Source organism: Pseudomonas sp. GW101-3H06 (assembly GCF_059424605.1).
Genome location: NZ_JBWKZO010000001.1, coordinates 3,026,075 through 3,040,319 on the forward strand (window position 1 = coordinate 3,026,075; position 14,245 = coordinate 3,040,319).

Annotated in this window: 10 protein-coding genes and 1 pseudogene; 6 read left to right on the forward strand and 5 right to left on the reverse strand. The window is 59.1% G+C overall.

The genetic code is table 11. The features are described from left to right. Positions 1–65 precede the first annotated feature (65 nt). Together AC07ZE_RS13950 and AC07ZE_RS13955 are read left to right on the forward strand one after the other, a co-directional pair. Entirely contained in the window at positions 66–2,147 is a 2,082-nt protein-coding gene (locus AC07ZE_RS13950; RefSeq protein WP_207265310.1) for a putative bifunctional diguanylate cyclase/phosphodiesterase, read from the forward strand. A 137-nt stretch (positions 2,148–2,284) separates the two neighbouring features. Beyond that, positions 2,285–3,031 (forward strand): SDR family oxidoreductase, encoded by a 747-nt coding sequence (locus AC07ZE_RS13955; RefSeq protein WP_207265311.1) that lies wholly within the window; start codon positions 2,285–2,287, stop codon positions 3,029–3,031. A gap of 140 nt (positions 3,032–3,171) precedes the next feature. Here AC07ZE_RS13955 and AC07ZE_RS13960 read toward each other — a convergent pair whose 3' ends face one another. Then, the gene (locus AC07ZE_RS13960) at positions 3,172–3,879 is read right to left on the reverse strand and encodes a hypothetical protein (protein WP_207265312.1); all 708 of its coding nucleotides are present in this window, start codon (positions 3,877–3,879) and stop codon (positions 3,172–3,174) included. A gap of 181 nt (positions 3,880–4,060) precedes the next feature. Here AC07ZE_RS13960 and AC07ZE_RS13965 point away from each other — a divergent pair. Continuing rightward, positions 4,061–4,180 (forward strand): annotated as a pseudogene (locus tag AC07ZE_RS13965) (hypothetical protein); the annotation flags it as partial. 105 nt (positions 4,181–4,285) lie between these two features. Here the strand turns inward: AC07ZE_RS13965 and mapR are convergent. The 3 genes from mapR to AC07ZE_RS13980 form a co-directional block, all read right to left on the reverse strand. Further along, positions 4,286–5,695: a GntR family transcriptional regulator MpaR gene (gene mapR / locus AC07ZE_RS13970; RefSeq protein ID WP_207265313.1), complete on the reverse strand. Its 1,410-nt coding sequence runs from the start codon at positions 5,693–5,695 to the stop codon at positions 4,286–4,288. Positions 5,696–5,814: 119 nt separating this feature from the next. After that, positions 5,815–7,245 (reverse strand): cytochrome c oxidase accessory protein CcoG, encoded by a 1,431-nt coding sequence (gene ccoG / locus AC07ZE_RS13975; RefSeq protein WP_207265314.1) that lies wholly within the window; start codon positions 7,243–7,245, stop codon positions 5,815–5,817. 196 nt (positions 7,246–7,441) lie between these two features. After that, positions 7,442–7,675: a DUF3203 family protein gene (locus AC07ZE_RS13980; protein ID WP_207265315.1), complete on the reverse strand. Its 234-nt coding sequence runs from the start codon at positions 7,673–7,675 to the stop codon at positions 7,442–7,444. 119 nt (positions 7,676–7,794) lie between these two features. On the opposite strand from AC07ZE_RS13980, the gene AC07ZE_RS13985 reads away from it, so the two are divergent. Then, positions 7,795–8,298, forward strand: a complete 504-nt coding sequence (locus tag AC07ZE_RS13985) for an MgtC/SapB family protein (RefSeq protein ID WP_207265316.1) — start codon at positions 7,795–7,797, stop codon at positions 8,296–8,298. A 32-nt stretch (positions 8,299–8,330) separates the two neighbouring features. Here the strand turns inward: AC07ZE_RS13985 and AC07ZE_RS13990 are convergent, their stop codons facing one another. After that, positions 8,331–8,492: a hypothetical protein gene (locus tag AC07ZE_RS13990; RefSeq protein ID WP_207265317.1), complete on the reverse strand. Its 162-nt coding sequence runs from the start codon at positions 8,490–8,492 to the stop codon at positions 8,331–8,333. 206 nt (positions 8,493–8,698) lie between these two features. Here AC07ZE_RS13990 and AC07ZE_RS13995 point away from each other — a divergent pair, with 206 nt between their 5' ends. Then, positions 8,699–10,696 carry an alpha-1,4-glucan--maltose-1-phosphate maltosyltransferase gene (locus AC07ZE_RS13995; protein ID WP_207265318.1) on the forward strand — a complete coding sequence of 666 codons (1,998 nt, stop codon included), beginning with the start codon at positions 8,699–8,701 and terminating at the stop codon, positions 10,694–10,696. 205 nt (positions 10,697–10,901) lie between these two features. Further along, positions 10,902–14,243, forward strand: a complete 3,342-nt coding sequence (gene treS, locus AC07ZE_RS14000; RefSeq protein WP_207265319.1) for a maltose alpha-D-glucosyltransferase — start codon at positions 10,902–10,904, stop codon at positions 14,241–14,243. Positions 14,244–14,245 lie beyond the last annotated feature (2 nt).

The following is a 14,245-nucleotide window of genomic DNA, read 5'->3' on the forward strand; positions in this document are numbered from 1 at the left end:
GTACAATCGCCCGATTTGCCCCACCGAGAAGGGAAGCAGTACGGGGGGCGGTGGCGAGACGTCTTATGCTCATCGGTAATTATTCCCCCACGCTGGTTATCATCTCGCTCTGTGTCGCGATTCTGGCTTCATACACGGCACTCGACCTGACCGGGCGTATTGCCACTGCCAAGGGGCGTGCCGTGCATTTATGGACGGCGGGCGGCGCTTTCGCCATGGGCGTCGGCGTGTGGTCAATGCATTTTATCGGCATGCTCGCGTTCAAACTGCCAATCGACCTGGGTTACGACGTCTCCCTTACGCTGCTGTCGCTGCTGATCGGTATCCTGTCCTGCGGTTTTGCCCTGTGGCTGGTCAGTCAGCCGCAATTGCCGGCCGCGCAACTGGCGTTCGGCGCACTGGCCATGGGCGCGGGGATCAGCGCCATGCATTACACCGGCATGGCCGCCATGCGCATGCAGCCGGGGATCGATTACGATCCGACACTCTTCAGCGCCTCCTTGCTGATTGCGGTCGGCGCGTCCGGGGCGGCGTTATGGATCGCGTTTCATCTGCGCCAGCACACGCCCCATGTGCGCCTGATCCGCGGCGGCGCAGCGGTGATCATGGGGATTGCCATCGTCGGCATGCACTACACCGGCATGGCGGCGGCACGCTTTCCGGACGGCAGTTTCTGCGGTGCAGCCAGCAACGGTCTGAACGGCAATGGCCTGGACAATCTGGTGCTGATCACCACGCTGGCGGTGCTGAGCATCGCCTTGCTGACCTCGATCCTCGATGCGCGCCTGGAAGCCCGCACCGCCAGCCTGGCCCTGTCACTGACCGAAGCCAACCGCGAATTGACCCAACTGGCCCTGCACGACACCTTGACCGGCCTGCCGAATCGCGTGTTGCTGGCTGACCGCATCGATCAGGCGATGTCCCGTGTGGACGCTGAGGGTGGCTGTTTTGCGTTGATGTTCATCGATCTGGATGGCTTCAAACCGGTCAACGACGCCTTCGGCCATCACATGGGCGACCAGCTGTTGCGTGAAGTCAGTCTGCGACTGCGTGAGGATTTGCGCAGTCAGGAAACCCTGGCACGCATCGGCGGCGACGAGTTCGTGCTGCTGGTGCAATTGAGCGAACAGAATGACGCGATGAACCTGGCGGCGCGTCAGGTCGCGTTGATCGCGCGTTCGTTCCGCGTCGCCGAACACGACCTGCAAATCTCCGCCAGCGTCGGCATTGCGCTCTATCCGGGCAACGGTCAGAGCGCCCACGAATTGCTGATGAATGCTGACGCCGCGATGTACCACGCCAAGGGCGCGGGCAAAAACGGCTACAGCTTCTTCGACGCCTCGATGAACGGCAACGCGCGCAAGCAGTTGCAACTGCTGCAAGACCTGCGCAACGCTGTCGAACAACAACAGTTCAGCCTGTATTACCAACCCAAGTTCGACGCCAATAACGGCCGGCCCGTCGGCGCCGAAGCGTTGCTGCGCTGGGAACACCCGACCCAGGGCATGCTGCTGCCGGACAAGTTCATAGAGCTGGCGGAGAAGACCGGGTTGATCATCCCGATTGGCGACTGGGTGCTCAACGAAGCCTGCCGGCAGATGCGCGAGTGGTACGTCCTCGGCTACACCGACTGGCGCATTGCGGTGAACCTCTCGGCCTTGCAGTTTTGCCACGCCGGGTTGGTGCAGAGCGTGGCCAGGGCTCTGGCTACGCACCACTTGCCGGCCAACAGCCTGACCCTGGAAATCACTGAAACGACTGCCATGAGTGATGCTGATGCGAGCATGACCGTGCTGCAGGAACTGTCGGAAATGGGTGTCGATCTGTCCATCGATGATTTCGGTACCGGTTATTCGAGCCTGATGTACCTCAAGCGCCTGCCGGCCAATGAGCTGAAGATCGACCGCGGATTCGTGCGTGACCTGGAGCGTGACAGTGACGATGCCGCGATCGTTTCCGCCATCGTCGCCCTCGGTCAGGCGCTGGGCTTGCGTATCGTCGCTGAAGGCGTGGAGACCGGTGTGCAGCAGGACTTCCTGACTCAGCTCGGTTGCGATTCGTTGCAGGGCTATTTGCTCGGGCATCCCCTGCCGGCAGAACGGTTCATGAAGGAGATTCACCGTTCGGAGCAGTTGGCGCTGGCCTGATTTGTGGCGAGGGGATAAATCCCCTCGCCACAGATAAGTCCCCCTCCCTACAGGGTCTGATAACCGCATCATGCAAAAACCGAAAAGGCCGGTTATTCTTCCCCCCGACCGCATACGCTTGAAACGGGGAAGCTTGTATGGAAAAAGTCATCGTCATCACCGGCGGCAGTCGCGGCATTGGCGCCGCCACAGCCCTGTTGGCCGCCGAACAAGGCTATCGGATCTGCATCAACTACCAGTCTGACGAAGAGGCGGCGCAAGGCGTGCTGGAGCAAGTCCGGGCCATGGGTGCGCAAGCCATTGCCGTGCGCGCCGATGTCAGCATCGAAGATGAAGTGATCGCGCTGTTTCATCGCGTGGACAACGAACTGGGGCGGGTCACGGCACTGGTTAACAATGCCGGCACCGTGGGGCACAAGTCCCGGGTCGACGAAATGTCCGAATTCCGCATTCTGAAAATCCTCAAGACCAATGTGCTGGCGCCGGTGCTGTGCGCCAAGCACGCGATCCTGCGTATGTCGCCCAAGCACGGAGGGCAGGGCGGCAGCATCGTCAACGTGTCCTCGGTCGCCGCACGGCTGGGCTCCCCTAACGAGTACGTCGATTATGCCGCCTCCAAAGGCGCGCTCGACACCTTCACCATCGGCCTGTCCAAGGAGGTGGCGGGCGAGGGGATTCGCGTCAACGCGGTGCGACCGGGTTACATCTACACTGATTTCCATGCGCTGAGCGGCGATCCGGATCGAGTCAGCAAACTCGAATCGGCCATCCCGATGGCCCGGGGCGGGCGGCCGGATGAAGTGGCCGAGGCGATTGTGTGGTTGCTGTCGGACAAGGCGTCTTATGCGACCGGGACTTTTGTTGATCTGGGTGGTGGGCGTTAAAGCTGGAGGTATGGTCTTTGTTTTCTGGGTTGTTTCAGTTTAATGGCGATTCTGTTTTCGAAAATGATATGTGCGGGCAAGGAAGGTATCAATAGTATGCTTTAACTTCCTTGCTCGCGCAGATGTGGGAGTTGATTGGGTCAGGTTTTTATAACTTTGAGAACGATTGGCAGTGATGGTACAAGTTCCCCGTCGCTGTTTTTGCCGTAGTAGTCTACGCGTACGTTTCCGCCAGGCACGGTTTTCTTCAAGGTGTTTGTTGTGATTACTGCTGACTGATTGTATATCGCGAATATTTCTTCGTTCATAAGTTCGCCATTTCTTGCATAACTTCTCCAGCGGGCATGGCGTATGTAATTCGTTGAAGGGAATCTAACTTCCAATCCTGGTTCCGGTATGGTGTGAGGGTTAAGTTTATAGTCCGCAATAGACGGTATGACAGGTGGGGGCAGGGAGGGGAGGTCTCGGAATATTGAAAAAGGTGTGGTGTCGGAGTCTCTATCAGGTCCTGTAAGCGGTTTTATTCGATATAAAACAGTGCACTTTGTAATGCCGCCGTCTGTGATGTTTTCTAAAATTAAGCTCTTCGGCAAAGTGAAGTCAATGGCTGAGCGGGTGTCGCTTACTGTTGACGTGTCGGTGTATGTTGTCTTTCCTTCGAAAAGTACTGTGAAGTCGTCGCCTTTTGTGATTACCATGTTGTTTGTGCTTATTCGAACAATTGCGCCTGTTTCAGGTACGGCGTTCGGATACATGATGTTGGTTTGGTAAGTGTCTAGTATGATTGGCGGCGATAGCAGGTTGGCTCCTGTTTTGGGGTGATTATGTTTATCTGTATTGCTGGTCATGAGGAGTTCTCCGATGGCTTGCGAAGTTGATGTTAAGTTGTTGACTGTGCGGAGAGTGATCTGCTGACAAAGTAAGCTCCCTGGATGGAATTGTTGTCTACTGTCAGAAATAACAGGTTGGCTGCATATGTTTGACCGCTGGTCAAATATTTGTTGGCATTGAGCAGTCTTGCACCGGCATCGTTGCAGCCGACCGGATGAAGTGGCCGAGGCGATTGTGTGGTTGCTGTCGGACAAGGCGTCTTATGCGACCGGGACTTTTGTTGATCTGGGTGGTGGGCTAGGCATTGGATTGACTTAATCTGAACCACCGCCTTCGCGAGCAGGCTCGCTCCCACAGGGGTACGCGATCAACTGTGAGAGCGAGCCTGCTCGCGAAGGCGGCAGTCCATGCAACATCAAATCATCAGAACGACCGCACAATCCGCCCCAACGTCTCCATCGCCTTTTCCGCGTCTTCCGTCCACGGGCTGCCGTAATTCAACCGAATACAATTCCTGAACCGTTGGGTCGGCGAAAAAATCGGCCCCGGCGCGATGCTGATCCCTTGCGCCAGTGCCATCTGGAACAACTTCAACGAATCCATCTGCGCCGGCAGTTCCAGCCACAGGAAATAGCCGCCGGCCGGTTGGCTGACGCGGGTATCGGCCGGGAAATAGCGGGCAATGGCCGACAGCATGGCGCTTTGCTGTTCCTCCAGGGCGTAACGCAGTTTGCGCAGGTGCCGGTCATAGCCGCCGTGTTGCAGGTAATCGGCAATGGCGGCCTGGGCCGGCATCGAGGCACAGAGCGAAGTCATGAGTTTCAGGCGTTCGATTTTCTGCGCATAGCGCCCGGCGGCGACCCAGCCAACCCGGTATCCCGGGGCCAGGCTCTTGGCGAAGGAGCCGCAGTGCATCACCAGCCCTTCGGTATCGAACGCTTTGGCCGGTTTCGGCGCTTGTTGCCCGTAATACAACTCGGCGTAGACATCGTCTTCGATCAGCGGCACTTGATGGTTGCGCAACAACTCAACAAGCTCCTGCTTCTTGGCCTCGGGCATGGTCGCGCCCATGGGGTTCTGGAAGCTGGTCATGCACCAGCAAGCCTTGATCGGGTGGCGTTCCAGGGTTTGTGCCAGGACGCCGAGGTCGATGCCGTCGCGCGGGTGCACCGGGATTTCCACGGCCTTGAGTTTAAGCCGCTCCAGAATCTGCAGGCAGGCATAGAACGCCGGGGCCTCGATGGCCACCAGGTCGCCAGGTTGGGTCACGGCTTGCAGACACAGGTTCAGCGCCTCCAGGGCGCCGTTGGTGATCAGCAGTTCTTCCATCGGCAGCATCAGCCCGCCGACCATGTAGCGCAGGGCAATTTGCCGCCGCAGTTGCGGGTTACCTGGCGACATGTCGGTGACCACCATGCGCGGGTCCATCTCGCGGCTGGCGCTGGCCAGCGAACGTGACAGCCGTTGCAAGGGAAACAGGGTCGGGCTGGGGAATGCCGAGCCGAAGGGCACGGTGTTCGGATCCTTGATCGAGTCGAGGACCGAGAACACCAATTCGCTGACGTCGACTTCGGTTGATTCATTCACCTGGCTGCTGATCACCGGCTCGGAAAACGGCCGCGGTGCATGGGCGTTGACGAAGTAGCCTGAACGCGGCCGGGCCCGGATCAGGCCACGACGTTCGAGCAGGTAATAGGCCTGGAACACTGTGGACGGGCTGACGCCGTAGGTCTGGCTGGCGTAGCGCACCGACGGCACGCGCTGGCCGGGGCCGAGGACCCCAGAGCGGATCAGTTCAGCGATGTCGTCGGCGAATTTTTCGTAGCGTTTCATCTTTGGTCCGGATTGGTTTCATTCTGAAAGACCGTGTCACCTTCATTCGCGAGCAGGCTCGCTCCCACAACCCTGTGGGAGCGAGCCTGCTCGCGAATGGCGCACCGCAGTCTAAAGCCTTAACGGTTCAGCGGCGCAACAAACCGGCTCTTGGCCACGCTGTAGATGCCCGGCTCATCGCTGTCGACGATCTTGAAGCTGATGCTCTGCGAGCTGCTGCTTGGCCGTTGCGTGGTCATCGCCACTGATACCGGCACATCGACGATCTCGCCGGGCGCCAGGCTCAGTTCGGTCTTGCCTTGCAACTGGAAGCCGTCGCCGTCGACCAGGGTCAGGTGGTAATCCTGGCGCAGCTGGGTCTTGTTGATGACCTTCAGGCTGTAGATGTTTTCGATCTGCCCCTGACTGTTCTCGCGGAACAGGCCCCGGTCCTTGCTCACGTCCAGCGACACCATCGGCCGCTCCATCAGCGCGACCACCAGCGCGGCGATCATCACCAGCAGCACGGCGGTGTAGCCGATCAAGCGTGGCCGCAGCAGGTGAGTCTTGCCGCCCTGCAACTGATGCTCCGAGGTGTAGCTGATCAACCCGCGTTCGTAGCCCATCTTGTCCATGATCGAATCGCAGGCGTCGATGCACGCTGCGCAACCGATGCATTCCATCTGCAAGCCGTCGCGGATGTCGATGCCGGTGGGGCAGACCTGGACGCAGACCTGGCAATCAATGCAATCGCCCAGGCCGACTTCCGCCGGCTTGACCTCGCGTTTGCGCGGGCCACGGTTTTCGCCGCGGGCGACGTCGTAAGAAATGGTCAGGGTGTCTTTGTCGAACATCACGCTCTGGAACCGCGCATAGGGGCACATGTGCATGCACACCGCTTCACGCAGCCAACCGGCATTGATGTAAGTGGCACCGGTGAAGAACAGCACCCAGAACAGGCTGACGCCACCCATCTGCAAGGTCAGCAGCTCTTCGGCCAGCGGACGGATCGGCGTGAAGTAACCGACGAAGGTCAGGCCGGTCAGCAGGCTGATCGACAGCCACAAGGTGTGTTTGGCCGAGCGGCGCATCAACTTGTTCAGACCCCAGGGCGCGGCTTGCAACTTGATGCGCTGGTTGCGTTCACCTTCGGTGATTTTTTCGCACCACATGAAGATCCAGGTCCAGGAGCTCTGTGGGCAGGTGTAGCCGCACCAGACCCGTCCGGCGAATACCGTGATCGCAAACAGACCGAACGCGGCGATGATCAGCAGCGCCGACAGCAGGATGAAATCCTGCGGCCAGAACGTCGCGCCAAAGATGTGGAATTTGCTTTCGGAAAGGTCCCAGAGCACTGCCTGGCGGCCGCCCCAGTTCAACCACACCGTGCCGAAGAACAGCAGGAACAGGAAGCCCGCGCCGGTGATGCGCAGGTTACGGAACAGGCCAGTGAAGCTGCGGGTGTGGATCAGGTTATCACTGGTCTTGACCTTCATCTTCGGGCGTGAAGGTTCGTGGATCTTGACTGGCGGTGCGCTTTCTACGGTTCGGACGGGGATTAGCTCGCTCATGGTCTTTCGCTCATCAGCCTCCATCAGGCTTGAGTACTATGAGCGGCGATCTGTTTGCATAACAGACTCAGGTATTGCAATAAAAACCGGATCAGATGGCTTCTGAAGGCTGACATGCGACAAGTTGAAGCACCCGTCGCGGCGGGACGCAAACGCCTGTATCAGGCGCTTGCGGGGGGGTGTTGATGCGAGTCAGTCAAATCACCGAATCACTGTCCGTCGCCTTTAAATGCCGGCGACCGTCGACTGCGCCTGCTACGGTCAATGCGTCGGCTTCTGCTTCGGTTATGTAGATGCGCTGGCCGTTGAGGTCTACCGCTGACATGGCTTTTTCACTGTCAGTGATGATGGTCACATCGGGGCACAGGCGAATTTCCTCGCCATTTGCAGTGGTAAAGAAACAGGTCTGGTTCTGGATGCGTACGGACATGACGTGATCCTTTTTTGCGACGGGTTACACGTTAGGGCATCGGCACCGACTATCGTTCTGTGCAACCGATTAATGGTGGGTGCGGTCCATCTTCCATAGCCCTTCACAAGGACAGCGCCATGAACGCCTGGTGGCATGAAGTCTGGGTGACCCTGCAAGCGGAATTCGCCGACATCGGCGATGCCTCGCAATTGACCCGTATAACCGTGCGCCTGCTGATGGCCGCGGTACTGGGCGGGATTCTTGGTTTTGAACGCGAGCACAAGGGCAAGGCGGCGGGCGTGCGCACCCACATGTTGGTGGCGCTCGGCGCGGCGCTGTTCGTGCTGGTCCCGCAGATGTCCGGCTCCCAGGCGGATGCCATGAGCCGGGTGGTGCAGGGGGTGATTGCCGGGATCGGTTTTCTCGGTGCGGGGACCATACTGAAGAACCAGGACGGTAATGAAGGCCACGTCAAAGGCCTGACCACCGCCGCCGGATTGTGGATGACCGCCGCCATCGGCGTTTCGGCAGGATTGGGCAGGGAGGCGACGGCGGTGCTCAGTACGTTTTTGGCGTTACTGATCCTCGGCGTCATGCCGCTGATTGTGAACAGGTTCGAAAAGGACCGCGATTCCTCGTAGGCATCACGCTCCCACAGGGGATGTGTGGACATTCAGGGATTGACAATCACCGGCGGCATGGTCGTCGGTGGTTCTTCCCGCGGCGGGTTGGTGCCGGGCGGTTCCTGTTCGGGTTCCGGCTGCGGGTCTGTCGGCGGAATCACCGGGTTGTCGATGTTCGGGTCGGGTGTTTCGGCCGGGAATGGATTGGTCATCGTTCAAGCCTCCAGTGGCACATGGCGTGAGTCGTGCTTAAGTTGGTTGACCGCGGTGCGAGGGATTTGATTCCAGTCAATTGCCGATGAACTTTTGCAGGCGCCAGTCGCTCGGAACCTAAGTAAGTTCATTCGGCGAGGGATCTACCGATGTGGATGACAATCAGACACAAGAGCGTCCTTGGGGCGTAAAGGAGAGATGCTCGATGACTGCTGAAAAACCGACTGAGTTGAGTTACAACCCGCACATCCCGCTGTCTCAGGCGTTGCTGCTGCCGAGAATCGTGATCGAAAACACCATGCCGACCCTCGAAGGCGGGCAGTTTGCCGTCAAGGCTGTTGTGGGCCAGGACGTAGTAGTGACCAGCAAGGTGTTTGCCGACGGTCACGACAAACTCGCCGTGCGCGTGCGCTGGCGTGCCGATGGCGAGGAGGTCTGGCACAGCGAAGTCATGGCCGATCTGGGCAATAACGGCTGGCAAGGCGCGTTCCGCGTGGAGGAGCAAGGCCGCTATGTGTTCTGTGTCGAAGCGTGGATCGATCAGTTCGCCAGCTTCCGCTATGAACTGGAAAAAAAACACCTGGCCGCCGTACCCGTCAGCCTGGAACTGCAGGAAGGCCGCCTTCAGGTTCAACAAGCCGCCGATCGGGCGGAGGGACCGCTGAGCGAACAACTGGCCGCGTTGCACCATGAACTGTCCGGGCTCTTGGAAACCGAGCAGGTTGCCCTGTTTTTGCACCAACGTAGCGCCGAGCTGATGGCCCAGGCCGATCTGCGCGCTTATCTGAGTCTGAGCCCCGAATTCCCGGTGGATGTCGAGCGTACACTGGCGCAGTTCGCCAGTTGGTATGAGTTGTTTCCGCGTTCGATCACCGACGATCCGGCGCGGCACGGCACGTTCAACGATGTGCATTCGCGGTTGCCGATGATTCAGGACATGGGTTTCGACGTCCTGTACTTTCCGCCGATCCACCCGATTGGCCGGCGCTATCGCAAGGGCCCGAACAACTCCCTGACTGCAGGCCCGGATGATCCGGGCAGCCCTTATGCAATCGGCAGCGAGGAGGGCGGGCACGAGGCGATTCATTCGGAACTGGGCACTCGCGAAGACTTCCGTCGCCTGGTGGCGGCCGCCGCCGACCATGGTCTGGAAATCGCTCTCGATTTCGCCATCCAGTGTTCCCAGGACCACCCCTGGTTGCAGCAGCATCCTGGCTGGTTCAACTGGCGTCCGGACGGCACGATCAAATATGCGGAGAACCCGCCGAAGAAATACCAGGACATCGTCAACGTCGACTTCTATGCCGTCGAGGCGATCCCGAGCCTGTGGGTCGAGTTGCGCGATATCGTCGTTGGTTGGGTCCTTGAGGGCGTGAAGCTGTTTCGCGTCGACAATCCGCACACCAAGCCGCTGCCGTTCTGGCAATGGCTGATCGCCGACGTGCGGGCGCTGTATCCCGACGTCATCTTCCTCGCCGAAGCCTTCACCACACCGGCGATGATGGCGCGCCTGGGCAAGGTTGGTTACTCCCAGAGCTACACCTATTTCACCTGGCGCAACACCAAGCAGGAGTTGGCGACCTATTTCACCGAACTCAACGAGTCGCCGTGGCGCGAATGCTACCGGCCTAACTTCTTCGTCAATACGCCAGACATCAACCCGGCCTTTCTGCACGAGTCCGGTCGCCCGGGTTTTCTGATTCGCGCGGCGCTGGCGACCATGGGCTCGGGTTTGTGGGGTATGTATTCCGGCTTTGAACTGTGTGAGTCGGCGCCGGTGCCGGGCAAGGAGGAATACCTTAACTCGGAGAAGTACGAGATCCGCCCACGGGACTTCACCGCGCCGGGCAACATCATTGCCGAGATCGCCCAGCTCAACCGCATCCGCCGGCAGAACCCCGCGCTGCACACGCACCTGGGCCTGAAAATCTACAACGCCTGGAATGACAATATTCTGTACTTCGGCAAGCGCACCGCCGATGGCAGCAACTTTATCCTGGTGGCGGTCAGCCTCGACCCGCATAACGTTCAGGAGGCGAATTTCGAATTGCCGCTGTGGGAAATGGGCCTGCCCGATGATGCCAGCACCCAAGGCGAAGACTTGATGAACGGCCATCGCTGGACCTGGCACGGCAAGTACCAGTTCATGCGGATTGACCCGGCTTATCAGCCGTTCGGGATTTGGCGGATTAGCGCCTCATAGGTACCCCCGGAGCTGATCGGGAGCTTTTTGTGGCAAGGGGATTTATCCCCGTTGGGCTGCGAAGCGGCCCCGCTCTTTCTTTCAGTGATAACGAATTGTCTGGATTTACGACTGCTTCGCAGCCGAACGGGGATAAATCCCCTCGCCACAGCGGCCTTCATTCCAAGCTACTGGCTCTGTGGTTTGAATCAAACAGGAGTTTCAAATGGCGAAGAAACCCAAGGCAGCCACCTTCATCAAGGATCCGCTCTGGTACAAGGACGCGGTCATCTATCAAGTTCACGTCAAATCCTATTTCGACTCCAATAACGACGGTATCGGCGACTTTCCCGGCCTTATTGCCAAACTCGATTACATCGCCGATCTGGGCGTCAATACCATCTGGCTCTTGCCGTTCTACCCCTCGCCACGTCGCGACGACGGCTACGACATTGCCGAATACCGTGGCGTGCACAGCGACTACGGCACCATGGCCGATGCCAGGCGCTTTATCGCCGAAGCGCACAAGCGTGGTTTGCGGGTGATTACCGAGCTGGTCATCAACCATACTTCCGATCAGCACGCCTGGTTCCAGCGCGCGCGCAAGGCCAAGAAAGGGTCGGCGGCGCGGGATTTCTATGTGTGGTCCGATGACGATCAAAAGTACGACGGCACCCGTATCATTTTTCTCGACACCGAAAAGTCCAACTGGACCTGGGACCCGGTGGCCGGCCAGTACTTCTGGCACCGCTTTTATTCGCACCAGCCGGATCTGAATTTCGATAACCCGCAGGTCATGAAAGCCGTGCTGTCGGTGATGCGCTACTGGCTCGACATGGGCATCGACGGTTTGCGCCTGGACGCGATTCCGTACCTGATCGAGCGCGACGGCACCAATAACGAAAACCTGCCGGAGACCCACGACGTCCTCAAGCAGATCCGCGCCGAAATCGACGCGAACTATCCTGACCGCATGCTGCTGGCCGAGGCTAATCAATGGCCGGAAGACACGCAGCTGTATTTCGGTGACACCGACAAAAAAGGCCTCAACGGCGATGAATGCCACATGGCTTTTCACTTCCCGCTGATGCCGCGCATGTACATGGCGCTGGCCCAGGAAGACCGCTTCCCGATCACCGACATCCTGCGCCAGACCCCGGAGATCCCGGCCAATTGCCAGTGGGCGATCTTCCTGCGCAACCACGATGAACTGACCCTGGAAATGGTCACTGACAAAGAACGTGACTACCTGTGGAATTACTACGCGGCCGACCGTCGGGCGCGGATCAACCTCGGTATTCGCCGGCGCCTGGCGCCGTTGATGGAGCGCGACCGCCGCCGTGTTGAATTACTCAACAGTTTGCTGCTGTCGATGCCCGGCACGCCGACCCTGTACTACGGTGATGAGATCGGCATGGGGGACAACATTTATCTCGGTGACCGCGATGGCGTGCGGACGCCGATGCAATGGTCCATCGACCGTAACGGAGGTTTTTCGCGTGCCGATCCGGCCAGCCTGGTGCTGCCGCCGATCATGGACCCGCAATACGGTTACCTGTCGGTTAACGTCGAGACCCAGGCCGGCGACCCGCATTCATTGCTCAACTGGACCCGGCGCATGCTCGCGGTGCGCAAGCAATCCAAGGCCTTCGGTCGTGGCACCTTGAAAATGCTGTCGCCGACCAATCGCCGGGTATTGGCGTATACCCGCGAGTACACTGCAGCCGATGGCAAACACGAAATCATTCTGTGCGTGGCCAACGTTTCGCGCAGTGCGCAAGCCGTGGAGCTGGACCTGGCGGCGTACGTCGGCATGGTGCCGGTGGAGATGCTTGGCGGTAACGCATTCCCGCCCATCGGCCAGTTGAATTTCCTCCTGACCCTGGCGCCCTACGGTTTCTATTGGTTTGGCCTCGCCGCCGAGAATCAGATGCCAAGCTGGCACGTGGAGCCGGCGCAAAGCCTGCCGGATTTCACCACGCTGGTGCTGAAAAAACGCATGGAGGAATTGCTTGAGGCACCGTCACGTCACACCCTGGAGCAGGGCATCCTGCCGAACTGGTTGCAAAACCGTCGCTGGTTCGCCGGCAAGGACGCCGCCATCGAGCAAGTCAACCTGGCCTACGGTGTGCGTTTCGGTGATGCGCAACACCCAGTGTTGTTGAGTGAGATCGAAGTGACCAGCGCCGGTCAGACCAGCCGCTATCAACTACCGTTCGGTTTCATTGCCGAAGATCAGGTCGGTACCGCGTTGCCGCAGCAGCTTGCTCTTTCAAGGGTACGCCGCGGACCTCAGGTGGGGTTGATCACCGATGCGTTCAGCCTGGAAAACTTTATCCGCGCGGTGCTGCAGGGCATGCACAACAATACGGTGTTGCCTTCCGATGGCGGCGAGATCCGGTTCGAACCCACCCCCGAGCTGGCCAGACTGGGCCTGACGGCGGAGTCGGAGGTGCGTTATCTGTCGGCCGAGCAATCCAACAGCTCGGTGGTGGTCGGCAACAGCCTGGTGCTGAAACTGATCCGCAAAGTTGCGTCGGGCGTGCACCCGGAACTGGAAATGAGCGCTTACCTGACTCATGCCGGTTTCCGCAATATTTCGCCGCTGCTGGGCTCAGTGGTACGTCGCGATGGGGCTGGCGAAGACAATCTGCTGATGATCGCCCAGGGCTACCTGAGCAATCAGGGCGATGCCTGGGAGTGGACGCAGAATAACCTCGAACGGGCCTTGCGTGACGAGTTGGCAGATGCCATGTCCGAGCAGGAGCAGCACTACAACGCGCTTGGCGAGCTGAAAGATTTCGCCGGCATGCTCGGCCAGCGCCTGGGGGAAATGCACCAAGTGCTGGCGGCACCCAGCGACAACCCGGACTTCGACCCGCAAATCACCACGCAAAAGGACGCGCTGGCGACCGCCAAGTATGTAGTGGCGCAAATCGAACACGCGTTGAAGCTGCTTAAACAGCATCAAAACGAACTGAACCCGGCGGACAAAGCCCTGGTCAGCAAGATACTGGACAACAAAAAAGCCATCCTCAGTCATGTGCAGGCGTTGGCGAAACAGACTGCCGGGGGCTTGCGCATTCGCGTGCACGGCGATTTGCATTTGGGCCAGGTGCTGGTCATCAAGGGCGATGCCTACCTGATCGATTTCGAAGGCGAGCCGGCGCGCCCCTTGCATGAACGTCGGGGCAAACACAGCCCGTACAAGGATGTCAGTGGTGTGCTGCGTTCGTTCGACTATGCGGCGGCAATGGCGATCAACGTGCACAACGTCGACAACACCGAAGGCGCACAAGCCGCTCGCCAACGCGTTGCCGATCGATATTTAAATGAAGCAAAACATGCATTTGTGGTCGCTTATCGGCAATCGGCAGCTACGCTTGGCCATGCATGGCAAGATCCTGAGGGCGAGGACGCCGCGCTGGCGTTGTTCGGCCTGGAGAAGGCAGCGTATGAAGTGGCCTATGAGGCAGAGAATCGCCCCACCTGGCTCACCGTGCCGTTGCACGGTCTGTACGGGTTATTGAGTGGGCTCAAACCCTTTTCCGATCTTGGTGGAGAGTAGTC

Bases quoted from the DNA above. Each gene is read 5' to 3' on its own strand.
- AC07ZE_RS13950 (WP_207265310.1), top strand. From the start codon at position 66: ATGCTCATCGGTAATTATTCCCCCACGCTGGTTATCATCTCGCTCTGT.
- AC07ZE_RS13955 (WP_207265311.1), top strand. From the start codon at position 2,285: ATGGAAAAAGTCATCGTCATCACCGGCGGCAGTCGCGGCATTGGCGCC.
- AC07ZE_RS13960 (WP_207265312.1), bottom strand. From the start codon at position 3,879: ATGACCAGCAATACAGATAAACATAATCACCCCAAAACAGGAGCCAAC.
- mapR (WP_207265313.1), bottom strand. From the start codon at position 5,695: ATGAAACGCTACGAAAAATTCGCCGACGACATCGCTGAACTGATCCGC.
- ccoG (WP_207265314.1), bottom strand. From the start codon at position 7,245: ATGAGCGAGCTAATCCCCGTCCGAACCGTAGAAAGCGCACCGCCAGTC.
- AC07ZE_RS13980 (WP_207265315.1), bottom strand. From the start codon at position 7,675: ATGTCCGTACGCATCCAGAACCAGACCTGTTTCTTTACCACTGCAAAT.
- AC07ZE_RS13985 (WP_207265316.1), top strand. From the start codon at position 7,795: ATGAACGCCTGGTGGCATGAAGTCTGGGTGACCCTGCAAGCGGAATTC.
- AC07ZE_RS13990 (WP_207265317.1), bottom strand. From the start codon at position 8,492: ATGACCAATCCATTCCCGGCCGAAACACCCGACCCGAACATCGACAAC.
- AC07ZE_RS13995 (WP_207265318.1), top strand. From the start codon at position 8,699: ATGACTGCTGAAAAACCGACTGAGTTGAGTTACAACCCGCACATCCCG.
- treS (WP_207265319.1), top strand. From the start codon at position 10,902: ATGGCGAAGAAACCCAAGGCAGCCACCTTCATCAAGGATCCGCTCTGG.